We start from the raw sequence: 24341 nt of genomic DNA on the forward strand, positions 1-24341 counted from the left end.
ACGGCGTTATTTGACGATTTTCTCGTCTTTGACGAACATGTTGGCCCAAGCCCGGTCGATCAGTTCCGGGCTCATCTGATAGGGGATGCCTTCGAACTCGCAGATCGAGATCATCTGGTCGATCAGGAAGATCGGTTGATAGTTGGCGTAGATATTGTTGATGGTCGGGTACTTGACCTTCAGCAAATGCACCAGCGCCGCCTCATCCAGCGGCATCCCGCGTTTGCGCGCAACCATGGCGAAAATCTTCAGGAAATTTTCCTGATTCGGGCCGTCGATCTTGATCTTGAAGAAGATCCGGCGCAGGGCCGCCTGGTCAAAGATCTCGTTCGGGTGGAAGTTGGTCGAGAAAATGACCAACGTATCAAACGGAACTTCGAATTTCTCACCCGATTGCAGGCCAAGGATATCCTTGTTCTCTTCCAGTGGAACAATCCAGCGGTTGACCAGCGCCTGCGGCGGTTCGGCCTGACGGCCAAGGTCGTCCACGATAAAGATGCCGCCGGTGGATTTCAGCTGAAGCGGTGCCTGATAGGTTCTTGCCGTGGGGTTGTAGACCAGGTCCAGCATACTAAGCGACAGTTCACCGCCGGTGACCACGGTCGGGCGTTCACACTGTACGTAGCGTGAGTCGAACCGTTTGCGGCGGCGCAGGCTGTTCGGGTCGTCGGCCTCCTGCTCGATCGCGGTATGCACGATCGGGTCGTAGACTGTGATCACCTGCCCCGCATATTCGATGGCATAGGGTACATAGACATTGTCCCCCAACGCATCGCGAATGCCGTTCGAGATGGACGATTTACCGTTGCCCGGCGGGCCATACATCAGGATCGACCGGCCTGCGCTGACCGCCGGGCCCAGATGATCCAGCAAGCTGTCGGGCAGAACCAGATGGCCCATGGCATTGGTCAACTGGTCGCGCGTGACCTGAATGTTGCGGATCGACTGGCGCTTGACCTGCTCGCGATAGACATCCAGTGGCACGGGCATCGCACCGAAATACTCGGACTGGCTGAGGGCATCCAGTGCGCGGGCCTTGCCGGCATCAGTCAGCTGATATCCCATCTCGTTGCCACTGTTGGCGTTCAGCGTCCCCGTAGCCTCAAGCAATTTTTGTTCGCGCGCGATATCGATCAGTTCCTGCGTGACAGCGCCGGGCAGACATATGGCCGCAGAAACTTCTGACACTGTGCTCGCATTCTTGCGGAATATGGTCTTCAGCAAAATATCCCGCATCATCACCAGCGGAAGCTTCATTTCGCCTAACCCCTTCGGGGCAGGGGGGGCCATAACAGAGGAAGTCTGCATATTCATGCGCGGTGCTCGTTCGTCAAATTGTAACGCCAACTGCCCGAATAAGGGCGACTTGAAGGAAAAGTGACCCAGCTTTGTGGCGGGACAAAGGCAGCGGCAAGGCGCGCTGATGATAGTTTACGAACCGAGAACAGTACCCAGAATCAGATACATGGCCAGCGAGCCACCCAGTGCGAAACCCATGGGGAACTGTTTGCCCCGATCCCAGCTTTCCCAATGTGGCGCAATGGTGCGCAACTTTGTGATTTTCGCCAAACGGTGCGTGACCACGGCAGCCAGAATACAGGCGGTCAGAATAAGAAGCACCAGCTTTAGATCGCCAAGCCAGACAAATGGCGCGGACGCGGCAAGAAACTTCGCGTCACCTGCGCCCATTGCTCCTGACGCGTTCAGAAGAATGCCGAAAATCAATACAACAGGGATATGCAGAAGGTGCCAGAAGTAGATTGGCATCGACACATTGATCAGCAACAGATGACCGCTGACCGCACCGGTGGACCAGGGCGGGATGGCAATCAGCCCGACCACGACATAAATCAGCGCCAGGGCAACAACCGCATGGTTCTTGATCCGCATCTCACGCATATCCGTGAAGGCCACGTAAAAGCAGATCGGCAGTAAGAAGGGCAGGAACCATGCCGCCGCCGCAGCGGGGATTTGCATGTGTCAGGCCTCTTCAAGCGCGCGAAGCGAGCGAACCGCTTCATCGAAATGCTGCGGATGAGTGGCAATAGCCTCGCGGAACAGGTTTTTCGCGGTTTCTACGTCGCCTTGTTTGACTGCGGAAATACCCATCGTATTCAGCAGTAGCGCTCGTTCAACCTGGGTCATCGGCACCACAGGAAGGCTATAGTTGCCCTGCGCTGACCGGGCCAGCACCAGATTGTTCTTGGCAGTGAACAAAGAGCTGTCCTGACGGACTGCGTCGGTAAACAGGCGTTCGGCCTCGGCATACTGGCCACGGGTTAGTTTCGAATACCCCCAATTGTTCATCACGCTGCCCGGGCGGGTGGTCAGCCCAACGGCCGTTTCATAGAAATGATCAGCCCGCTTCCACTCTTTCCGGGAATCCGCGACCACCGCCTCAAGACGGTAGCGTTTGAAGTTTTCGAATGTTGGGGGAACCGAATCCAGAACGGTTTTGGCCTGAGACCAGTCGCCATTTCGCACCAGCGCATCGGCATACTCGACCTTGTCTGCGGCGTTCGTACCCTTCATTGTCGTCACGCGCTTCCACGCTGCTGCCGCTTCGGTGGTGCGTTTTGCGCGTCCCAAGGATATTGCCAATCCGCGCTGAAGGTCGATGCGATCAGGGTTCTTGAGTGTGGCACCGTGGAAATACGTCACCGCCTCATTCGGGTCGGCGGCACTCAACAACACATCGTTCAGGTTGGTTTCGTCAATGACGTTCACTTCCTGAAACGTCCGTTCCACCTTTTCCTCTTCGGTTTCCTTTGCACAGGCCGAAAGGATCAGACCGCTGACAATAACTGCCGGAATCAAGAATTGCTGGCGCATTTTTGCGTCCTTTACTGCTCTTGCCTCGATTACTGGATTTTGCGTAGCGCGAATTGCCCGTCGCCAAGCTGCTCCAGTGTAAATTCTTGTTGTTCTTGCGGGATATTATTAACAGGATTTTCCATTTTTGCGAGTGCTAAGCGCAGATTGTCGCGGATTGCGTCACTTTCGCCATTGTCCAGCGCGTAAGCCCGTTGAAAGACCTGCGCCGCTTCGGGGTACTCCTGTTTCTCCATCAGCAGAACGCCCAGATTATTCCATGCAACAGGCCAATCCGGATCGCCTTCCACGGCGCGGCGCAGCAATTTCTCAGCCTGCCCTAAACGCCGCAACCCAAGATTGGCCGTACCCAGAGAGGTCAGGACCTGTGTCGTCATACCTTGGTCCAGCGCGGCGCGCGTAAAGGTATCAAGCGCCAGTTCGTATTCACCGGCAGCCATCAGCCGGTTTCCGACCTCGATATTGTCTTCTGCTTGTCCCCTGGGATCAACTCCCGGCGCATCCAGGCCGTTCGGCGACAGGCCTTCTGTGCAAGAAGCCACCATGGTGCAAACCACGGTGGCCTTAAGTATTCGGCGAAACCCGGAAGGGAAGCACCAGAATTCAGCTTTCATAGGGGTTTATCATCCTGCGCGCCCGAAAGTCGAAATGACATTCGCCGACGGGCCGACCAGAATGATCAGCAGTGGCGGAACTGTCAGCATCATTGTGACAAGAGTCATCTTGGTAGGCAACTTGTTCGCAGCCTCTTCGGCGCGCATCACGCGTTTGTCACGCATCTCTGAGGCGTAAACCCGCAATGCCTCGGCAATGGATGTACCGAAAGTCGCCGACTGGATCATCACGGTGACGAATGAGTTCACGTCCTGTACGCCGCAGCGCACTCCGAAATCGCGCAAAACAGTGTCTTTGTCCTTACCGGCTTTCATCTCGTGTGCGACGGTTTCGAATTCCTGAGCAATATCTGGGTAGGAGGATTTCATTTCACCGGACACGCGCACGATGGCCTGGTCCAGTGATTGTCCGGCCTCAACACAGACCAGCATCAGGTCAAGCGTATCTGGAAAGCCTGCGGTAATCGCCTCTTTGCGTGCTTCGACCCGGCGCGTGATCCAGTATTTCGGCGCGAAATAACCGATTGCGGCTGGCACGAATACCCGAATTATCATCTGTTGGCCGGTGAATTCCTGACCGTTTGACAGGACCGTAATCAGCAGAACACCGACAACGATACCAATGATACCCAGCGAAAACTGCGCAAAGTGAAAGAACCGGACCGCATCTTTTGACCGGTATCCCGCCTGACGCAGCTTCAGTTCAACCGCCGAATACTCTTCTTCGTTTTTCGGCTCCAGGAAAGTCGCGAATTTCTCAAGCTGCTCATTGCGGCTGGAGTTACGCAGTTGCTCTTTCTTGCTTTTTTTCGTCGCCCGGGGCGCCGCATTCGACCGCTGAAGCTTTTTCAGAGGATCTTCCGGCTGGCTCATGATCAGTGAGACAGCGACAAGAACCATGATCAGGCCAAGTACACCCACCATGATCAGGGGGCCGAACTCACCCAGGTGTTGGGTCAGCAGGTCATTGATGTTGGTCAGAAATTCCATTGTGCTGCCCTCAGACCTTGATGTTGGTGATGATCTTCATGACGATCAGGTTCAGTGTCAGCAAAATGCCGACAACGAAACACGCAGGGATGAACCAGGGATGATCCAACACTTCGTCATAATACCCCGGATCCTTGACCAGGATGAAAATCAGACACGCAATTGGGAAGCCAGACAGGAACTTACCTGACCATTGGGCTTCGGCCGTGATCGCCTTGACGCGCCGGAACAGGCGGAACCGCGCGCGGATCACCTGTGCCAATCCAGCCAGAATTTCAGCCAGGTTACCACCGGACTGCTGCTGAATACCCACAGCAACCGCGAGGAACCGAAGATCCTGCATGTCCAGACGTTCGGCCATATCTTTGAGCGCCTCGCCCACATCGCGCCCATAGGCGCATTCATCCGCGATAATACCAAACTCGGTTCCCAGCGGATCCTGAACTTCGTTGGAAACAACCTGAATTGTCGAAACGAAAGGATTACCCACACGAAGCGAACGCACCATCAGCTCAACTGCGTCAGGCAGTTGCTCTTCGATCATGCCCATACGTTTCTTGGCCTTGTGGTTCACCCAAGCGTAAACACCGCCAATACCGATGGCGATTGAAATCGCGATGCGCAGCGCCGTATCCGTCGCGGTACCGATGCTCAGACCGACAAATGCCATGGCCGAGACCAGAGCCATGATCATGATCAGCTGACGGGGTGAAAACGCAATGGCGGCTTTTTGAGCCTTGTCAGCAAGCAGCGAATACAGAGGAATGCTCTGTGATTTCATGTGCTGCTGCATTTCCTTGCGCAGCTGCTCCAGAACCTGTTCGCGCCCGGCACCCTTTTCCAGCATGTCCAGACGCCGGTTGACCCGGCTGTTCAGGCTGATGGATTTGCCGAACGCAACCAGATAGATGCCCTCGACCAGGGCAAGAACCCCCACAAAGATGGCGACATAGATGATCGCCTCCATAGGCAATTGCATACCCGGTTCTCCTACATTGTGGTTGGGTCGTAGATGGATGCGGGCAGATCAAACCCCCACAGACGGAAGCGTTCCGAATAGTGGCTGCGCACACCAGTTGCCGTAAAGTGACCGATGATCTTGTTGTCAGGTGTCAGGCCAACACGTTGAAAACGAAAGATTTCCTGCATTGAAATCACGTCACCTTCCATACCGGTAATTTCGGTGATCGAGGTCATCCGGCGCGAACCGTCCTGCAATCGGCTGGCCTGAACGATCAGGTTCACAGCGCTTGCGATCTGGCTGCGGACGGCCTTAATGGGCATTTCGATGCCGGCCATCGCGATCATGTTTTCCAGGCGTGAAATCCCATCCCGAGCGGAGTTCGCGTGGATCGTGGTCATCGAACCGTCGTGGCCAGTGTTCATGGCCTGCAACATATCGATCACCTCGGCGCCGCGTGTCTCGCCGACGATGATGCGGTCAGGTCGCATACGCAAGGCGTTCTTCAGACAGTCGCGCGGACTGACCTCACCTTTGCCTTCCACGTTGGGCGGTCGGCTTTCCATCCGGCCCACATGCGTCTGTTGCAGCTGAAGTTCCGCTGTATCCTCGATGGTCAGGATGCGTTCGGCATCGTCGATAAAGCTGGACAGAGCGTTGAGCGTAGTCGTTTTACCGGAACCGGTACCGCCCGACACGATAACGTTCAGTCGGGTCGACACGGCAGCTTGCAAATAGGCAGCCATTTCCTCGGTGAACGCACCAAAATTGACCAGATCATCGATACCAAGCTTGTCTTTTTTGAATTTACGAATCGAAACCAGAGACCCATCAACCGCGATAGGGGGCACCATGGCGTTGAATCGCGATCCATCGGCCAGTCGGGCGTCAACATAGGGGTTGGATTCATCGACTCGACGGCCTACCGCGGACACGATCTTATCGATGATCCGCATCAGGTGCTTTTCATCCTTGAACGTGATGTCGCTGATTTCCAGCTTACCGGCACGTTCCACGAAAATCTGATGCGGTCCGTTGACCAGAATATCGTTGACACTATCGTCCTGCAGCAGCGTCTCAAGCGGGCCAAGGCCTGTTACTTCGTCATAAAGTTCTTTGTTCAGCTGCGATCGGTCGTCGCGATTCAGAACGATGTTTCTGGTTTCCAGAACTTCGCTGGCGATTGCGCTAATTTCGGCCCGTAGCTCCGCTTCGGCTGCGGTTTCCAAAGCCGCCAGGTTCAGGTTCTCCAGCAACTCGCGATGCAGTTCGATTTTGATCTCACTCAGCCGCTCTTTGCGTTTTCGATCACGATCGGCCCCGGCAACCTCGGCGGCTTTCTTCTGAGGTCTGCGTGCGACGGCCGTTGCTGCAGGGGTGGGGGCAGCTTGCGCGGCGGGTGCCGCTGTTTCGACCGGCTGTGCTGCCGCTTTGACGGGCTGCGCTGCCGGCTGTTTTTTATATCTTGAGAACACGGCGATCCCCCCTTGGGATGATGTTACGCAGCTTCAGCGCTGCTGCTGCCAAGGCTGTGAAGTGATTTGGCCAGCTTCGCGATTTCCCGGCGAAGCGGGTTCTTGGCGGCTGAATTGGCCAGCGGCAAACCATGGTCGCCACTTTGCATGACAGGTTTGCCCCCATCAGGCAGCAGCAGATCAATTGAGATGCCAAGGCTTTCCCCCATGCGTTTCACGCGGCTTTTTCCATTCAAATCGGTGAATTTTGGGGCCCGGTTCAGCGCAAAGCGCAGCTTGTTGAAGGGCAGTTCTTCGGCCTGCAACGCGCGTTTGAGGCGCAGGGCGTTCTGAGCCGATCGCATATCAAGCTCGATCATCGCAAAATAAACATGCGCCGCCTGCAAGACCGTTTCCGACCACAAGACCAGCGTCTTGGGCATATCCACAATCACATAGTCGAAATGCGTGCGCGCCATGTCAATCACGCGCTGGATGTCTTCGGGGGTAATCAGATCCAATGGCACCATATCGGATGGTGCAGTCAGGACCTGAAGTTTTTCTTCATAAGTTTGAAGAGCTTGTGAGAAAACCTCGCTGTCCATCGAATCCGTATCGGACAGCATTTCAAACACCGTCTCGCGGCGTGCCAGGTCCAGATAGGTTGAAACCGTGCCGTATTGCAGGTCCAGATCGATCAGACAGACGGACGGGGCATCCTTGTCCGATGCACAGGCCAGTTCCCAGGCCAGGTTTACCGCCAAAGTCGTGGATCCCACGCCACCGGCCAGTCCCTGAACGACGAACAGCGCGCCTTCCTTTGATTCGCCATTTGCCAATGGAACAGCCGCGGCTTGCGCCATGACAACCGGATCGGGCTGCTTCATGCGTTCTACCGCTTCCTGCAATTCACCTTCCGGAAGCGGGTAGGGGACAAATTCGTCCGCGCCCTTGCGCAGCAATTGGTGGAGCGAAGCAGGTGTGACGTCCTCGGCGATCAAGACGACCTTGATCTTCTTTTCCTTGGCCCTTGTGATGATTTCACCCATCAATGACAGGTTGTCTTCATCTTCCCCGTCGATTGCCAATGCAACGAATTCAAGCGCTTCGGCTTCTGGTTGGCTAAAAAAGGCCAGCGCTTCGGCAAAGCCCAAGTCGCCCCAGCGCTCGCCCAGAATGGTTTCCATGTCTTCGATCAAGAGATCAAAATTCTGGACATCCCGGCTTATGGTGCAGGCCAGGATTGCAGAAGTTTCGTCTTGCGGCGTTGCGCTGGTCATAAACACTATCCTCGTCGTGAGGGCTCAGCATGTCATATGAACGAATTCCGCCAGATTGATGTGCTGTCGCCCCAATACGGTCAAATTTGGCCGCAGGTCACCCTATTGTTCACAAAGTTGCTCTGAAGTTGGGCAAGAATTGGGCGCAAAAGAACCAATTGTAGGGAAATGGGCGACGATGTCGCCCATTTCGCGTATATTATTCACCCGCATCAGATGCGTCTGTCGCGGTCACCTGTTCAATCGTGCTCTTCCACGTCGCGCTTTCAACGTATTCGCGATAAATGACGTTGGCGTATTTGCCGTCCAGCAGTTGCGGGTGACGGTCAACAAAGCCAGAAACTTCCGTTACAGTCCGGCGGTTGCGGCGGTCCCGATTCGGTGTCGCGATCAACGGCTGCGTTTTTCCAAAGGATACAACGGCTTCAAGACGTGAACGCGAGATTCCTTGCCGTTCAAGGAATGCGACTACCGCTTGTGCGCGGCGCATCCCAAGACTCTTGTTGTAGCTTGTTGAGCCTACGGCATCCGTATGTCCGTAAACCCGGAACCTAGCTTCGGGGAACTGTTTGATCCAGTCAGCTTGCTGCAGCAGAATGCGTTGAGCTGATGCGTCCAGTTGCGAACTGTTGAAGGCAAAGTTCACTTGACTGGGCACATCTGCGGCAAATCTGCGACCGAGAATCTGAGCATATGTCAACTCGCCGTTTTGAACCTGTATATTGTTCAATGTCGCGTTTCCGAAGGTTCCGGCATCGATCTCGTATCCGGCCTCGCGCGTACATGCGGCAACGGCGACCGTAAGACCCAGTGTGATGATCCACTTCTGCATTGGTCCTATCCTCCTGATCAATCTAGGACGTAGCCGTACGAGCTGCCGAAGTCCTGTTTGGCAACTTCGGATGCTCCGCCGGCTCCGGGACGCTGTGTACGAGCAACCCGACCATTCACGAACAGGTCAAATTCGCTGGGCGGTTTGACACGATCGGTAGGAAGGGCTAGCGCCTCGCCGCGTGTCGGCGTTACAAGATGCGCCGTGATGATTATCACAAGTTCGCTTTGAGCGCGTTGATAGTTCGCGCTGCGAAACAATGCGCCCAGCACCGGTACATCTCCCAGCCACGGAACCTGATTGCTGAGATCAGAAAAATCATCCTGAATCAGACCCGCAATGGCAAAGCTTTCCCCATCGCGCAGTTCAATCGTGGTCGTCGCACGACGGGTAATGAAGCTGGGAACAGAATCGCCGTTGATCGTAAAGTCCGAGCTTTGATCGATGCTGGAAACGGCAGTTCCCATTTCAAGGTTGATCAGGTTACCATCCACAACACGTGGGATGAAGTCCATCTCGACCCCGAAAGCCTTATATTCAATAGCTACGACGCCATCATCCTGTGGTACAGGAATCGGAACTTCGCCGCCGGCCAGGAATGTTGCTTCTTGCCCAGACAGGGCAGACAAATTTGGTTCGGCTAGGCTGCGGGCCAAACCCTTGCTTTCAAGCGCTTCCAGCAACAAGCGAACCTGCGTCGAGCCCGCGCCAAACCCAAACAGAATCGCGCCTGTATTTGTTTGAACGTTTGGGATGTTGTTCGCGATAGCGTTGTTCAGCGAAAGCTGGTTGTTGAGTGTGTTGAAACCGCCGGTAACGTCACTGCCGCCGAAACCAAGCGACGCTGTCAGGTTTTTGGCAACAGTACGATTCATCTCGGCAAAGCGTACTTTCAACATCACTTGCTGCACGCCACCTACAGACATCAGGTTCGATACACGTTCGGGCGCGTAGCGTTCAGCCAATTCAAGTGCGCGGGCCAGTTTGGCGGCGCTTGAAACCGTGCCGGACAGTACGATGCCATCATTGGCGGTGCGCACTTCAATCTGCTCGCTTGGCAGGATCTGACGCAGACGCTCTTTAAATTCGGTTACATCGGGCGAGACCCGGACACGTACGTTGGCAAGCAGATTTCCTGCGCCATCAAACAGTGTCAGCGTGGTCAGGCCAGGGGCCTTACCCAAAACATAGATTGTGCGATCCGAAAGCGAAGAGATATCCGCAATGCCTGCGTTGGCAATGCTGAGCTCTGCAAACGGTTGTTCGCTTTCCACAACAATCGCGCGGTTCATCGGAACTTCCAGCGTTTCCACTGTGCCCTTTTTTACCACGCGAAGGGATTCAGCCCAGGCGGCATCGCCGACCGGGCCCATAACAAGCGACAACCCCAGCAGGGTTGCGCTGATCCAGGAACGTATTGTCATGTGACCTGCCTCTCCGATCACGCCTCGTTTTTTGGGTCTTATGCCCTATGTGCAGAGAGACTGCGCGAAATCCGAATTTATTGCAATAATCAATGGTTTCTGGAATTTTCCTTATGTGGAGAATTGGCAACAACAACAAGAAAAGAGCCGCATCTGAGATGCGGCTCCGATCTTGTAACACTCTGAATTGGCGTCAATTTGTACAGGGGATAGGCACGTTGACAATCTCGCCACCGCGTCGGATGCGCGTCGTGCAGACCTGTTCAACTTCTTTTTCGGGTTCCGGTGCGGCTGCCGTAATTCCAAGCAGTTTGCGCTGATCCACCTCGATTGTCGACGCAACTGAGTCATCCTGCACCCCTACAAGAGCCAGTGACAGGCGACCGGTGTTTTGGGCCTGCGCCAACGCAGCAACCTGTTCCGGCGTGGCTGCGACCGTGACTGTGCGCGCAATCGTTGCGCTTGCGACGTCCGAACCAGCGGTCTGGTCGACGGCGATGAGCTGAACGTTGGCTTCGATCAGTTTGGTGATGCCGCCGGTATTGCCCTCGACGGTGCCGCTCGATCCGGTCCAGTAGATGTCAACATTGTCGCCGGGGCGCAGGAACCCTGAAACACCGGAGGCCACGTCGACGCTAATCGCAAAGGCGCGCATACCTTTTTCAAGTCGCGAGGTCAGCCCGGCCGATTCGCCTGGCCGTGTGATCTTGACCTCCATAATCGCCTCGTCTTTTTCCATGGTCCTCAGAATATAACGCTCATTGGCGCCACTTTCGGGAAACAAGGCAGTGAGATCAGAGAACGTACCTTCGGGAATCGCGTTTTCCGGCCAGTCTACAGCGCGAATGTCTTCTTGCGTCAGGCGTTCACCGTATTTCAGAGGACGATTTGAAACGTAAACAGTTACCGTCGGAATGACGTCGACTTTGGCATTGGCCAGCGCTTCTTCTGCCGCTTGTTTCTGCCGTGCCAGTTCGCTTTGATAAGCCGCAATATAGTTGCGCGCCATGTAAACGGCGCCCCCAGCCAGAGCAACGCCGACAATCAGGACAAGTCCGAATACCGCTCGCATACATGCACCTCTTTCTTATTTAGTCGAATACTAAGCGGCCAAAGGGCCACTTTGAAACAGCCCAAGTGTTAAATGTAAATTGTGTCGAAATGTGGGACAAAAATGTCTGCTTGTTAGATTCTGCGTCAGCTTTCGCACAATTCCGCAAAACAACTGCTGTCATCTCCCTGCGGCAGGCCAGACGAAGAACAACGAAACAAACGCCGCGCCCAAAAAAGTCGCCGCGTTTATTTGCCCGACACGTTCACCAACAAGCTCAGGAAAGTGGGTGAATGTGAAAACTCGCTGTGGTTCAGTTGGTTCCCGCTGTGACGAGACCGCCAGGCCCGGTGTTCGAGCCGGTGCTGACAACAGAGGAACTCATGGCTTGGTTGATGTTACCGCCGATACCATCAACACTTGAGCTGATGACGAGGTAGGTCGCGCCTGACAGACCGATCAATACTGCGGTCAAAACCACCCAGTCAACGGTCACCGCTCCTGCTTCGTTCGATTTGAACCGATTAAGGAACTTTAGCATCTACATATCTCCAATACGACAATTCAGTGTTTCCCGTAACGTCGCCCAACAGTGGTTCGTTCGGATGGCGGAAATCAGGCCAAAAGTTGATTTTGGTGAAGATATCTAAGATTCAGCACTTTTTCACGTGTTCCTTATTGCGGTGAGACCTGAAAAGGGCGTGACTAATTCGGTGGCACTCGTGATGTGTCGGGCGGCGTCATGTCTATTAGCCTGTATTTTTGCCTCAGAAGTACCGGTACTTCTGAAACAAAAAAAGACCGCACCTGAAGGCGCGGTCTCGAAATCTTGCTAAACCAGAGGCTTAGTTGCTGCCTGCACCTGTGATACCGCCGGTTGTGGTGTTGCTGCCGGTGCTCAGCGTTGCGCCGTTCAGAGCGGTGTTCACGTCTGTTGCCAGGCCGGTCGCGCCAGCCGAGATCTGCTGGTATGCAACGGCTGCCAGGCCGATGACTGCAGCGGTCAGAACAACCCAGTCAACTGTTACTGCGCCGTCTTCGTCTTTGCGGAAGTTCTTGATGAACTTGATCATGTTACGTCCCTCCTAAAGGATCAAAAAGAGTTTAACAAACCTCGGCGTTCTTCAGAGCTTTCTCTCTCAGGCCGCTCATGTCCGTCTCGGTATGGATTAATGTTTGCCTGTTGTGCGTGGCAGGAATTGGGCCAAACACAGATTTTTTTTCGTGCGGCTTAACTTTTTAGTCACCAAATGCGTAAATCATTGTAAAAAAACGGAAAAAAATTTCTTCAATCCACACCAAGAGCTCCGCAGCGGTGCAAATTTACGCCAAATGAGGCGAAATTGCCCCAATTCGCTTTGTTTTTCTGGCCTTGGGCGAAGATTCGCGGTTCAAATCGCGTAAAAAGAATACATGAGGCAGGCACATGACTCTCCGGAACGCACTTCAATGCGCCGGTGTACTGGCGTTTCTACTATCTGGTGTCGCACCCGGGTCTGCGACCGAGGTTGAGCCGCGCGGAGTTTACAAGCGGATCAAGGCCCCCAAGCCGGGTGAGCGTCCACGTGTGACGATTCAGATCACACCCGAGGAACACGCGGCCAAGCCCTCAGCCCCCAGCACAGGGGTGGAGCTGGTGGTTCCAGAGATCATAGCAAGAACCAAAGTGGTTCAGCCCACAGTGCCGGGAATCGGTGCCGCGCCTGACCCGAAAGGGTCGTACAAGGCATTCTGGGACCGCATTTCACCGCATATCGATGAAGGTGGGGCCGGGCGGCTTGATGCTGCGATTAACGCGCTGGCGGCGACGAATGTAAGATCGCCCCGGCTGCAATCGCTGCAAAACATAGCAAAAGAACGCGGGATCGAGATTTTGCGGTCAACCGTGGGAACCAATGTGTCGCCAGCGCTGGTGCTGGCCGTCATTTCGGTTGAATCGGCCGGTCGCGCAGATGCCGTCAGTTCGGCCGGCGCGCAGGGGCTTATGCAGTTGATGCCCGCCACAGCTGCCCGCTTCGGTGTTAAGGACAGTCTGCAACCCTCGCAGAACATCGCCGGGGGCGTGAAATACCTCAACTGGCTGATGGAAGAGTTCGGCAACGACCCGATTCTGGTTCTGGCCGGTTACAACGCGGGTGAGGGGGCTGTACGTAAACACAGCGGCGTGCCGCCTTATGCCGAAACCCGGGATTATGTCCCCAAGGTTCTGGCCGCTTTCCAGATCGCGCGGGCTTTGTGCGCGACACCGCCGGATCTGATTTCAGATGGGTGCGTGTTCCAGACCTCAAATTGAAAAAGGCCCGCCTCGATCCGGCGGGCCTTTTCTTTTGTTCAGCCGACGATTGTCGCTTCGGTCGCAGCGCGCATTTCGTCTTCACTGACACCATCTGCTAGTTCGACGATTCTCAATCCGCCCTCGACCACGTCCAGAACGCCCAGATTGGTGATGATGCGATCCACGACGCCCTTGCCGGTCAGTGGCAGAGTGCATTCCTTCAGGACCTTGCTTTCACCGTGCTTGTTGGTGTGGTCCATAACCACGATCACGCGACCAACGCCTGCAACCAGGTCCATGGCGCCGCCCATGCCTTTCACCAGCTTGCCGGGGATCATCCAGTTTGCCAGGTCACCTTTCTCATCCACTTCCATGGCACCCAGAATCGCAGCAGCGATCTTGCCGCCCCGGATCATCGCAAAGGACGTGGCGCTGTCGAAATAGGCAGTGCGGGACAGTTCGGTGATCGTCTGTTTACCGGCGTTGATCAGGTCCGGGTCTTCTTCACCTTCATACGGGAAAGGGCCCATGCCCAGCATACCGTTTTCCGATTGCAGTGTGATGTCCTTGTCGCCGACATAGTTCGCCACCAGCGTCGGAATACCGATGCCGAGGTTCACATACATGCCGTCTTCCAGTTCCTCTGCCGCGCGTGCGGCCATCTGATTGCGGTCCCAGGGCATTATGCGTCCTCCTTCTTGCGGGTGGTGCGCTGTTCGATGCGCTTTTCATGATCGCCCTGAATGATGCGATGCACATAGATACCGGGCAGGTGGATCTTGTCCGGGTCCAGTGAGCCGCGCGGAACAATCTCTTCCACTTCGGCCACGCAGATCTTGCCGCAGGTTGCAGCGGGCACATTAAAGTTGCGGGCGGTCTTGCGGAACACCAGATTGCCGGTGTCGTCAGCTTTCCAAGCCTTGACGATGGCCAGATCGGCAAAAATGCCTTCCTCAAGGATATAGGTCTCGCCGTTGAAATCCTTGTGCTCCTTGCCTTCGGCAATCACGGTGCCGACGCCCGTCTTGGTGTAGAACCCGGGAATACCGGCACCACCGGCGCGCATCCGTTCGGCCAGTGTTCCTTGCGGGTTGAATTCCAGTTCCAGCTCACCGCTCAGGTACTGGCGCATGAACTCGGCGTTTTCGCCGACATACGAGCTGATCATCTTTCTGACCTGCCTGGTCTGCAACAGGATGCCGATGCCGAAATCGTCCACACCGGCATTGTTCGACGCAAAGCTCAGGTCCTTGACGCCCGAATCCCTGATGGCAGCAAGCAACAGTTCGGGAATGCCGCACAGGCCAAACCCGCCTGCGGCAATCAGCATGCCATCCGTCAGCACCCCATCGAGTGCCTCGGCGGCATTGGCATAGACTTTCTTCATGGAAAACTCCCCCAATGACATGGTGATGGGCAGGTTGTGCCGCCACGTCATGGGGAAGTCAATAAAACCAGAAGGTTCAGGTATTTCTACGGTAGTTCAGCTGACAATAGTGTCAGTCGGCGATCAGGATCCCACAGGCGATGCGCCCGCCAGCACCGCCAATGGGCTGGCTAATGTGATCGTCGCCAGCTTCGTGGATGATGAAAGTTGACCCGTCCGCATCCAGCAATGCATTCCCGTCACCCTCAAGCGAAACCAGGTTTGTAAAGGCCTCCATCTCGCCCACACCATCCTGTCCCACATATAGATTGGGCAGATCGCCGGGCTCGGGGCCTTCTGAGTTCAGCAGCCCATGTGCGCCTTCAACTTTGCCAACATGGCCTTGGGCCGTCTTGAACCCTTCACCGGCCTCGCAGACACCATGGCTGTGCAGGTGCAACCCGTGTTTTCCCGGCGGCAGGTCTGTGACGCGCACGTGCAGCAGAACACCATTGGGCCCTTGCGTCGCCTTCGCCTGACCAATGACGTCGCCTTGCGCGTTGATGATTTCGGCTGTGGCGGATTTGACGTGATGCGCGGCCTGGCCCTGCGTGGCAGCCGCAACGCTTATCGCCGCAACAAGAATGGCGGTTCTGAACATGTCTCAACTCCTTTACTGAACAACGCAATCCTGTATCGCGTCAGACTGTAAACACGCGGGCCGGTTCCTTTATTCAGAAACCGGCCCGCGCGTTTGGTGACATGTCCCGGTCAAAAGTCCGGTTTATTCAGCCGCTTTCTTTGCTGTCTTCTTGGCGGCAGCCTTCTTTTTGGGCGCAGCCTTTTTCTTGGTGCCCTTCTTGGATGCGCGCTCATTGACCAGTTCGATGGCCATTTCCTGCGTCACGTCTTCGGGCTTGATGTCTTTCGGGATGGTCGCGTTGACCTTTTCCCATTTTACATATGGCCCGTACCGTCCGTCCAGAACCTGCATCGCGCCGCCGTCTGGATGCTCGCCCAGGTCTTTCAAGGGTTTTGCCGCCGCGCGCCCGCGTCCGCCGGGATTGGCTCGTTTCTCGGCCAAAAGCTCAACGGCGCGGTTCATACCGATTTCGAACACATCATTAGGGTCTTTGAGATTGGCATAGACCGGCTTGGCTTCATCGGCCAGCTGATGCATCAGATAGGGGCCAAAACGCCCGAAGTTCGAGGTGATCATGCCGCCTTCGGGGTGCTCACCGATCTGACGCGGCAGGGACAGAAGCGTCAGCGCCTTGTCCAGATCCATGTCATCCTTGCTCCAGCCGCGTGGAAGCGAGGCGCGCGGCGGCTTCTTGTTCTCGGGCGTGGGTTCGCCTCGCTGGACATACGGCCCAAAGCGGCCGGACTTCAGCCAGATCTCATCCCCGGCGTCTTCGCCAAGCAATTGTTCGTCCCCTTCCGCGCCTTCACCGGCGATGGGCCGTGTATAGTTGCACTCCGGATAGTTGCCGCAGCCCACGAAGCCGCCAGTACGCGAGGTTTTCAGGTGCAATTGCCCCAACCCGCATTTCGGGCAGATGCGCGGGTCGGACCCGTCCTCACGCGGGGGGTAAAGCTGTGGCGCCAAAGCCTCGTCCAGCTTGTCCAGCACTTCCGAGATGCGCAGTTCGGATGTTTCGCCAATCGCTGCCGAGAAATCGCGCCAGAACTTGCCCAGCAGATCCTTGTAGTCACGATCACCGGCGCTGACGTCATCCAGTTGCTCTTCCAGATTCGCGGTGAATTCGTATCCAACGTATTGACGGAAGAAGTTCAGCAGAAAGATGGTGACGATCCGGCCCTTTTCCTCGGGGATCAGCCGGTTCTTGTCTTTGCGCACATATTCACGGTCCTGAATCGTGGTCACGATCGAGGCATAGGTCGAAGGACGTCCGATCCCCAACTCCTCCATCCGCTTGACCAAAGTGGCCTCGGTATAGCGCGGGGGCGGTTGCGTGTGATGCTGCAACGCCAGAACGGCTTCGTTATCGGCCATGATTGCGGCTTTGTCCGATTCGCTGGTGGCCTTGGCAAACTGATCACGCAACGTAGTTTTGGAAAAGCGCGCGGGGTCGCCCTGCATGATCTGTGGCAGGCGCTTTTCGTCATCATCAGCGACATCATCGCGGCCTTCCTCATAGACGCGCATGAACCCGTCGAACAATACTACCTGACCGGTGGCACGCAGGCCGACCTGACCGTCGTCACTGCCAATCTCGACCGTTGTGCGCTCCAATCGTGCTGCTGCCATCTGGCAGGCAATGGTCCGTTTCCAGATCAGATCATAAAGCTTGCGCTGATCTTCATCCGTGACCTTCAGCGCCTTGGCATCGCGCGTCAAATCCGTGGGGCGGATACATTCGTGTGCTTCCTGCGCGTTCTTGGCCTTGTTCTTGTACATACGCGGGCTGTCCGGCACATATTCTGCACCGTACCGGTCCGCGATGGTGTCGCGCGTTGCCGTCACGGCCTCGGGTGCCATGTCGATCCCGTCGGTTCGCATATAGGTAATGTATCCGGCCTCATAGAGGCGCTGCGCAACCTGCATCGCATGGCGCGCGCCCATGCCGAATTTGCGGCTCGCCTCCTGTTGCAGGGTCGAAGTCATGAACGGCGCGCTTGGATTGCGCGCGGCGGGCTTGGCTTCGACCGAAGTCACACGCAGCGCGCGGCTGGTGACGGCCTGAACCGCCAGTTCGGCTTGTGTTGCGTTGGCCAGATCGTGCTTGTCCAGTTTCTTGCCCGCCAACGTGACCAGCCGCGCCTCATAGGTCTGACCACGCGGTGTCTCGAACAGGGCCCGAACCGACCAGTACTCGACCGGCTTGAACGCTTCGATCTCCATCTCACGCTCGACGATCAGGCGCAGACAGACCGACTGCACCCGACCTGCGGATTTTGCGCCGGGCAGTTTGCGCCACAGAACCGGTGACAGGTTGAAGCCAACAAGGTAGTCCAAGGCGCGGCGTGCCAGATACGCTTCGACCAGGGGCATATCGACGTCGCGCGGGTTCTTCATCGCCTCGGTCACCGCTTCTTTGGTGATGGCGTTGAAGGTCACCCGGCTAACTGGTGTGTCTTTCTTGATCGAGCGGCGCTTGGTCAGCGCTTCCTGCAAATGCCAGCTGATGGCCTCACCCTCACGATCAGGGTCGGTGGCGAGGATCAGCGCGTTGTCTTCTTTCAGCGCGTCGGCGATGGCCTTTACATGTTTGCGGCTGTCATTGCCCACTTCCCATGTCATGGAAAATCCATGGTCCGGATCCACCGATCCGTCCTTTGGCGGCAAGTCCCGCACATGGCCGTAAGAGGCCAGAACGGTGTAGTCAGGGCCGAGATATTTATTGATTGTTTTTGCTTTGGCCGGAGATTCTACAACAACTACGGGCATTTAAGGGGAAACCTCGCTCGACGAATTTGGCGCCTTCTATGGTGGTGCAAAATGTGTGGGGCAAGCGGGGATTGTCAATGCGTTCCTTTGGCAGGCGGAAAAGCGACGTGATTTCAGCGGGATACCCGCACCTGATCGCAGGCAGAGCGTTCGATTGGGCAATCTTGTTTTCCGTCCAAATCAGCCTGCCAGAGACAACAGCCCGCCCGGCTGTCGCTGGATTCGTCCGTCCAGTTCAAGGTCGAGCAGCGCTGGCCCCAGATCCCCGGCCGAGGCCGCAATATCGCGCAGCAACTGGTCTTCGGCGATAGGGGAAGGTCCCAACCGCTCAAGGATTTGCGCCTGCAAGTCCAGTACGGCAGGCCGTGGCTGCATGGCGGGCGGCAGCTCGGGTTTTGCAAAGATCAGATCGCCTTGCTGCGGCAGGGCTTCGACAACGTCGTCTGCCGAACGGACCAGCGTCGCACCGTCCCGAATCAAAAGGTTGCACCCGGCAGCGCGGGCGTCGAACGGATGGCCGGGCACGGCCAGAACCTCGCGCCCCTGATCCAGGGCGTCACGCGCTGTGATCAGGCTGCCGGATTTTGCTGCGGCCTCGACCACCACAACCGCTTGGGCCAGGCCCGAGATGATCCGGTTGCGGCGTGGAAAATGCCTTGCCTGAGGTGTCACGCCCATTGGCTGTTCCGACAGCCGCAGGCCTTTGGTCGCGATATTATGCGCCAGTTCCGTGTTCTCGGCCGGGTAAATGACATCGACACCGCCCGCCATGACGGCAACAGTGCCGGTGTCCAGCGACGCCATATGCGCCGACGTATCAATGCCGCGCGCCAGACCCGAGACTATCACATGTCCCTTTTCACCCAAGGCGCGCGCCAGACCACGCGCCATCCGTGCGCCCAGCGAGGAACAGTTGCGCGCGCCCACCATCGCAATCGTCGGTTTCTGCAACAGCGACACATCCCCGATGGCCCAAAGCAAGGGCGGGGCATCGGATAGGTCGTTCAACGCGTTGGGGAAATCTGCGGACCCAAGGCACAAAAGCCGCGCTTTGGCGGCTTCTGCGGCCCTGAGTTCCGCCTCGATCACGCCGGGGGGACAGGTTTCATACCCTTCTATTCCGGCGGCGCGTGCCATTTCAGGCAGCGCGGCCAGCGCGTTCTGCGCCGAGCCATGTTCACGCAGCAGCCGACGAAACGTCGCCGGGCCGACCTTGCGCGAGCGCAACAGGCGAAGCCACGAAAACCGGTCCTCTTCCGTGGTGGGTGGGAGTGGGGGGTTATTGGAAGAAAGCTGCTCTTCGGTCATCCGTTGCTCCGCCTGATTGCAGAACTGGTTTACGGGACAGGGGGTTAACAGCCTCTGAATCGCAGATAATTAGAAGCGATTTATCTGTATTTCTCGGAGAATACACCGTTTAAGTGTCGGAAAATAAATAAAAGAATATTTTCTAACCGGCGCTCAAATCAATGGCGTCGGTTGGAATGCTATCGAATCAAAGTGGCGCATGGTTAACCCTGCGCCTGCCTTTGCGCTTCTCTTCCGCCTCAGGCTGCCGACCCGCCGACAGTCAGCCCGTCCATCAGCACTGTCGGTTGACCCACACCCACGGGCACCCATTGACCGTCCTTGCCGCAGGTGCCCATACCCGGATCCAAAGCCATGTCATTGCCAAGGCCGCGAATGCGTTTCAACGCCGAAGGCCCGTCACCGATCAGCGTGGCCCCTTTGACAGGCGCGCCGATCTTGCCATTTTCGACCCGATAAGCTTCGGTACACGAGAAAACGAACTTGCCATTGGTGATGTCGACCTGGCCGCCTCCGAATCCAACGGCCCAGATGCCGTCCTTGATATCAGCCACCAGAGCCTGCGGGTCGGCTTCGCCACCCAGCATGATCGTGTTGGTCATGCGCGGCATGGGTTTGTGCGCATAGCTTTGCCGCCGCCCATTGCCCGTAGCCGCAACGCCCATCAGCCGGGCGTTTTGCCGATCCTGCATGTAGCCGGTCAATATGCCGTCTTCGATCAGCACCGTGCGCGCGCTGGGCGTGCCCTCATCATCCACGGTGATCGAACCGCGACGATCAGCAATCGTGCCGTCATCCACAACGGTCACGCCCTTGGATGCAATCTGTTGTCCCATCAGTCCGGCAAAGGCCGAGCTTCCCTTGCGGTTGAAATCGCCCTCTAGCCCGTGACCGATGGCTTCGTGCAGCAAAATACCGGGCCAGCCGGGGCCAAGTGCAACCTCCATCACGCCGGCAGGGGCGGGAACCGCGTCCAGATTGACCAATGCGATGCGCAGGGCTTCGCGCGCCTTGGCCTGCCAGTCGGCAGGGTCGATCAGCCCGCTCAGGCCAACCCGCCCGCCGCCACCGGCCGATCCGCTTTCGCGCCGCCCGTCCTGTTCAACAATGACCGAGACATTCACGCGCGTCATCGGGCGCACGTCACGCACCATCACACCATCGGGTCGCAGAATTTCCACCTCCTGAACGGCGGCTGCGATCATTGCGCTGACCTGAACCACCCGCGGATCCAGATCGCGGGCAAAGGCGTCAATCTCCCGCAGGGTTTCGATTTTCACCGGGAAGGCGGCGGATTCGATTGGGTCTTCGTCCGTGTACAGGCGCGTATTCGTGGGCCGGGGCGCTTCGGCGAGCGTTCCGCCTCCATCGCCAACCGCCAGTCGCGCGGTTTCAGCAGCACGTTTCAGCGCGGCAATCGATACATCAGTCGAATGCGCGTACCCGGCCACTTCGCCCTGAACGGCGCGCAGGCCAAATCCCTCGGATGCGTCATAAGACGCGGTGCGAAGACGCCCGTCGTCAAACACCAGAGATTCGGATTTCCGGCGCTCGACAAACAGCTCTCCATCCTCGGCCCCGTTTGTTGCCGAGCGCAATATGGCCAGTGCTTCATCTTGCGGCAGGGCGCGCTCAAAGGGGCGAAACGGGGCTTCAGGCATGGGTTGCGACCTTTCGGGTTTGATCCAGATCAAAAATAGCGTCTGTTTGACGCAAGCATTTTGCTTTATCTACCTGCTGGAATATGGTTTTTAACGCGGCCAAAGACAACGGGAGAGGTGCGACCGATTCACACCTTTCCGTCAGGGACGCAAAGATCAAACGATCAGGACAGAACATGAAGAATGCTTTGATGCTTTCAGGGTTTATGACAGCCCTCTCCAGCCTACCCGCCATGGCTCAGGAGCTTGAGATTATTGGCAAGCCGGTAGACGGCGGCATGGGCTTCCAGCCCGCGGCCACCAGCCTTGCCCAGGGTATCCGGGATCTGGACAGCATGATTCTCGTGATCATCACCGCAGTCTGTCTGTTGGTTGCAGCTTTGTTGATCTATTGCATTGTGCGCTACAACCAGCGCGTAAACCCAACTCCGGCGCGTTTCTCACACTATACTCCGGTTGAAATCGCCTGGACCCTGGGACCGATCTTGATTCTGGTGTTTATTGGCGCGTTCTCGTTGCCGGTTCTTTTCAAACAGCAGGAAATCCCGGAAGGTGACATCACCATCAAAGTCGTCGGCAACCAGTGGTACTGGACCTACGAGTATGTTGATCACGATTTCGCATTCGACAGCTATCTGCTGGGCCACCCGGCGACCCTGGACGAGGGCGCACGCCCCGCAGATGCGGATGTAACGCCGTTTGTTCTGGATGACGCAATGCGCGCCAAGCTGATCGATGCAGGCTACAGCGATGATGAATGGCTGCTGGCCACCGACACCGCTGTTGTCGTTCCGGTCGGCAAGGTCATCGTGATGCAGGTGACTGCATCCGACGTGATTCACTCGTGGACCATCCCGGCCTTTGGCGTAAAGCAGGACGGTGTGCCCGGACGTCTGGCCGAGCTGTGGTTCCAGGCCGACAAGGAAGGCATCTATTTTGGTCAGTGTTCGGAACTGTGTGGCAAGGACCACGCCTATATGCCGATTACCGTCAAGGTCGTAAGCCAGGAAGTCTATGACGAATGGCTGCAGGGCGCGATCGAAGAATACGCGGGCCTGCCGCAAAGCTATCAGGTCGCCTCGAACTGAGTACGATAGGGGCGGGTGGAACCCCGCCTGACACAAGATGCAGGCTGCGCGGGCGATCCGCGCAGTTTTCGCCCCAGAAGGACCGGAAATGACCGACGCAAGCATCAATGCCAGCACTGCGACCGCCCAGGCGGACGAGGCCGGCTTTGGCGATTACTTCGCCCTGCTGAAGCCGCGCGTGATGTCGCTGGTCGTGTTCACGGCATTGGTCGGCCTGTTGGCGGCCCCTGTTCCTGTCCATCCCTTCGTCGGATTCTGCGCCATCCTGTTCATCGCCATCGGCGGCGGAGCATCAGGTGCGCTGAACATGTGGTGGGACGCGGATATCGACCGTGTCATGAAACGCACCAAATCCCGCCCGATCCCTTCGGGCAAGGTCGAGGAAGGCGAGGCGCTGGCCGTTGGTCTGGCTCTGTCGGGTCTGTCGGTGATCATGCTGGGCCTTGCGACCAACTGGTTTGCAGGCGCGTTTCTGGCCTTCACCATCTTCTTCTACGTTGTCGTCTACACGATGTGGCTGAAGCGTTCGACGCCGCAGAACATCGTGATCGGTGGCGCAGCGGGCGCGTTCCCTCCGGTGATCGGCTGGGTGGCGGCCACGGGATCGATGTCGGTCGAGCCCTGGCTGATGTTTGCCCTGACTTTCATGTGGACGCCGCCGCATTTCTGGGCGCTGGCCCTGTTCATGCGCTCGGACTATGACGACGCGGGCGTGCCGATGCTGACCGTCACCCACGGTCGCCGCGCGACACGTATCCATATCCTGGTCTATACAGCTCTGCTGGCTCTGCTGGCCGTTGGAACTGCGTTTTCGGGTATTGGCGGCCCGATCTATCTGACTGTTGCACTGGTTCTGAACATCCTGTTCCTGCGGGGCGCGTGGAAAATCTCGCGCCGGACCGAGGATGATTCCGAGGCAGATAACTTCAAGGTCGAGCGCGGTTTCTTCAAGCTGTCGCTGCTGTATCTGTTCCTGCATTTCGGTGCCGTTCTGGCCGAAGCCCTGCTGAAACCCTATGGTCTGGGGGGATGGTCATGAGCCTTCGCAAGGACCACGAGCTGCATCAGCGCCGGTTCAGCCGCAATCTGGGTGTCGGCCTGACGCTGGCCGCCTTTATCGTGATCATCTTTGGCCTGACCATCGTCAAGGTCTCGGGCACTGATTTCAACAGGGCGACGCAAGAGGTTCAGAACTGATGGCGTTGTCCGGTCCTCAGAAAACGGTTTTCCAGACCGTTGGCGTGGTTGTCCTGATGGGCAGTCTGGCCTGGGCGTCGGTGCCGTTCTACAACTGGTTCTGCCGGGTGACCGGATTTGGCGGCACCACTGGTGTTGCCGAAACTGCCCCCGATACCATTCTGGATCGCACCGTTACCATCCGTTTTGACGCGTCCAAGGCCAAGGACATGGAATGGGAATTCAAGCCGGTCGTGCGCGAGATGGATGTGCGCATCGGCGAAACAGGTCTCGCGTTTTACGAGGCCTTTAACCCGACCGACCGCCCCATTGCCGGGCAGGCGTCTTACAACGTGGCGCCCTATTCTGCGGGTGGGTATTTCCAAAAGATTGCCTGTTTCTGCTTTGAAGAGCAGGTGCTGCAACCCGGCGAACGCGTTGAGATGCCGGTGACTTTCTTCGTCGACCCGGAAATGGTCGAGGATCTTGAAGCCAAGTATGTTCATACGATCACGCTGTCGTATACATTCTACGAAATTGACCTGCCCGAGGGCTATGCCGCCCTCGATGCGCAGGCAGATACAAACACGAACTAACGCCTGTAGGTGAGGGACGCT

The 24341-nt window shown here is 56.9% G+C and carries 24 protein-coding genes; 5 read left to right on the plus strand and 19 right to left on the minus strand.

The annotated features are described in order from the left end of the window. Positions 1-6 precede the first annotated feature (6 nt). The 13 genes from AC2FLO_RS16030 to AC2FLO_RS16090 all read right to left on the minus strand — a co-directional run bounded on the left by AC2FLO_RS16030 (position 7) and on the right by AC2FLO_RS16090 (position 12511). On the minus strand, positions 7-1314 hold the full coding sequence (locus AC2FLO_RS16030; protein ID WP_209505546.1) for a DUF8689 domain-containing protein: 1308 nt from the start codon (positions 1312-1314) through the stop codon (positions 7-9). A gap of 117 nt (positions 1315-1431) precedes the next feature. Further along, positions 1432-1977 (minus strand): prepilin peptidase, encoded by a 546-nt coding sequence (locus AC2FLO_RS16035; RefSeq protein WP_480586133.1) that lies wholly within the window; start codon positions 1975-1977, stop codon positions 1432-1434. A gap of 3 nt (positions 1978-1980) precedes the next feature. Continuing rightward, entirely contained in the window at positions 1981-2832 is an 852-nt protein-coding gene (locus AC2FLO_RS16040; protein WP_496753045.1) for a tetratricopeptide repeat protein, read from the minus strand. 29 nt (positions 2833-2861) lie between these two features. Further along, positions 2862-3446 (minus strand): tetratricopeptide repeat protein, encoded by a 585-nt coding sequence (locus AC2FLO_RS16045; RefSeq protein ID WP_480586136.1) that lies wholly within the window; start codon positions 3444-3446, stop codon positions 2862-2864. A gap of 9 nt (positions 3447-3455) precedes the next feature. Further along, the gene (locus AC2FLO_RS16050; RefSeq protein WP_496753044.1) at positions 3456-4436 is read right to left on the minus strand and encodes a type II secretion system F family protein; all 981 of its coding nucleotides are present in this window, start codon (positions 4434-4436) and stop codon (positions 3456-3458) included. Between the two features lie 10 nt (positions 4437-4446). Further along, a complete protein-coding gene (locus AC2FLO_RS16055; RefSeq protein ID WP_267363023.1) occupies positions 4447-5415 on the minus strand; it encodes a type II secretion system F family protein in 969 nt (322 codons plus the stop codon). 11 nt (positions 5416-5426) lie between these two features. After that, the gene (locus AC2FLO_RS16060) at positions 5427-6872 is read right to left on the minus strand and encodes a TadA family conjugal transfer-associated ATPase (protein WP_480586141.1); all 1446 of its coding nucleotides are present in this window, start codon (positions 6870-6872) and stop codon (positions 5427-5429) included. Positions 6873-6895: 23 nt separating this feature from the next. Continuing rightward, the gene (locus AC2FLO_RS16065; protein ID WP_480586144.1) at positions 6896-8131 is read right to left on the minus strand and encodes a CpaE/TadZ family protein; all 1236 of its coding nucleotides are present in this window, start codon (positions 8129-8131) and stop codon (positions 6896-6898) included. 199 nt (positions 8132-8330) lie between these two features. After that, the gene (locus tag AC2FLO_RS16070) at positions 8331-8963 is read right to left on the minus strand and encodes an OmpA family protein (RefSeq protein ID WP_480518846.1); all 633 of its coding nucleotides are present in this window, start codon (positions 8961-8963) and stop codon (positions 8331-8333) included. 17 nt (positions 8964-8980) lie between these two features. Next, positions 8981-10387 carry a type II and III secretion system protein family protein gene (locus AC2FLO_RS16075; protein ID WP_496716139.1) on the minus strand — a complete coding sequence of 469 codons (1407 nt, stop codon included), beginning with the start codon at positions 10385-10387 and terminating at the stop codon, positions 8981-8983. A 193-nt stretch (positions 10388-10580) separates the two neighbouring features. Next, positions 10581-11459: a Flp pilus assembly protein CpaB gene (gene cpaB, locus AC2FLO_RS16080; protein WP_496753043.1), complete on the minus strand. Its 879-nt coding sequence runs from the start codon at positions 11457-11459 to the stop codon at positions 10581-10583. A gap of 292 nt (positions 11460-11751) precedes the next feature. Beyond that, positions 11752-11979, minus strand: coding sequence for a hypothetical protein (locus AC2FLO_RS16085; protein ID WP_496716141.1), 228 nt, complete (start codon positions 11977-11979; stop codon positions 11752-11754). 304 nt (positions 11980-12283) lie between these two features. Then, positions 12284-12511 carry a Flp family type IVb pilin gene (locus AC2FLO_RS16090; protein ID WP_496753042.1) on the minus strand — a complete coding sequence of 76 codons (228 nt, stop codon included), beginning with the start codon at positions 12509-12511 and terminating at the stop codon, positions 12284-12286. A 353-nt stretch (positions 12512-12864) separates the two neighbouring features. Here AC2FLO_RS16090 and AC2FLO_RS16095 point away from each other — a divergent pair, with 353 nt between their 5' ends. Continuing rightward, positions 12865-13731: a lytic transglycosylase domain-containing protein gene (locus tag AC2FLO_RS16095; protein WP_480488501.1), complete on the plus strand. Its 867-nt coding sequence runs from the start codon at positions 12865-12867 to the stop codon at positions 13729-13731. Between the two features lie 38 nt (positions 13732-13769). Here AC2FLO_RS16095 and AC2FLO_RS16100 read toward each other — a convergent pair whose 3' ends face one another. The 6 genes from AC2FLO_RS16100 to tldD form a co-directional block, all read right to left on the minus strand. Continuing rightward, complete coding sequence (locus AC2FLO_RS16100) at positions 13770-14396, minus strand: CoA transferase subunit B (RefSeq protein WP_267363038.1); 627 nt, start codon at positions 14394-14396, stop codon at positions 13770-13772. Then, positions 14396-15100: a CoA transferase subunit A gene (locus AC2FLO_RS16105; RefSeq protein WP_267363040.1), complete on the minus strand. Its 705-nt coding sequence runs from the start codon at positions 15098-15100 to the stop codon at positions 14396-14398. Before AC2FLO_RS16105 ends, AC2FLO_RS16100 begins: the two co-directional genes overlap by 1 nt. 112 nt (positions 15101-15212) lie before the next feature. After that, entirely contained in the window at positions 15213-15740 is a 528-nt protein-coding gene (locus AC2FLO_RS16110; RefSeq protein WP_267363042.1) for a superoxide dismutase family protein, read from the minus strand. 123 nt (positions 15741-15863) lie between these two features. Continuing rightward, complete coding sequence (topA, locus tag AC2FLO_RS16115; RefSeq protein ID WP_496753041.1) at positions 15864-18491, minus strand: type I DNA topoisomerase; 2628 nt, start codon at positions 18489-18491, stop codon at positions 15864-15866. Positions 18492-18671: 180 nt separating this feature from the next. Further along, positions 18672-19799: a DNA-processing protein DprA gene (gene dprA / locus AC2FLO_RS16120; protein ID WP_496753040.1), complete on the minus strand. Its 1128-nt coding sequence runs from the start codon at positions 19797-19799 to the stop codon at positions 18672-18674. A 239-nt stretch (positions 19800-20038) separates the two neighbouring features. Further along, positions 20039-21460: a metalloprotease TldD gene (gene tldD / locus AC2FLO_RS16125; RefSeq protein ID WP_496753039.1), complete on the minus strand. Its 1422-nt coding sequence runs from the start codon at positions 21458-21460 to the stop codon at positions 20039-20041. Between the two features lie 176 nt (positions 21461-21636). Here tldD and coxB point away from each other — a divergent pair, with 176 nt between their 5' ends. From coxB to AC2FLO_RS16145, 4 genes are all read left to right on the plus strand, one after another. Next, positions 21637-22548 (plus strand): cytochrome c oxidase subunit II, encoded by a 912-nt coding sequence (coxB, locus tag AC2FLO_RS16130; RefSeq protein WP_267363050.1) that lies wholly within the window; start codon positions 21637-21639, stop codon positions 22546-22548. Positions 22549-22636: 88 nt separating this feature from the next. Continuing rightward, positions 22637-23587, plus strand: coding sequence for a heme o synthase (gene cyoE, locus AC2FLO_RS16135; RefSeq protein ID WP_496753038.1), 951 nt, complete (start codon positions 22637-22639; stop codon positions 23585-23587). Then, a complete protein-coding gene (locus AC2FLO_RS16140) occupies positions 23584-23745 on the plus strand; it encodes a cytochrome c oxidase system small membrane protein (protein ID WP_267363054.1) in 162 nt (53 codons plus the stop codon). Before cyoE ends, AC2FLO_RS16140 begins: the two co-directional genes overlap by 4 nt. After that, positions 23745-24320, plus strand: a complete 576-nt coding sequence (locus AC2FLO_RS16145) for a cytochrome c oxidase assembly protein (RefSeq protein WP_267363056.1) — start codon at positions 23745-23747, stop codon at positions 24318-24320. Before AC2FLO_RS16140 ends, AC2FLO_RS16145 begins: the two co-directional genes overlap by 1 nt. Positions 24321-24341 lie beyond the last annotated feature (21 nt).

The organism is Ruegeria sp. TASC047, from assembly GCF_059612445.1.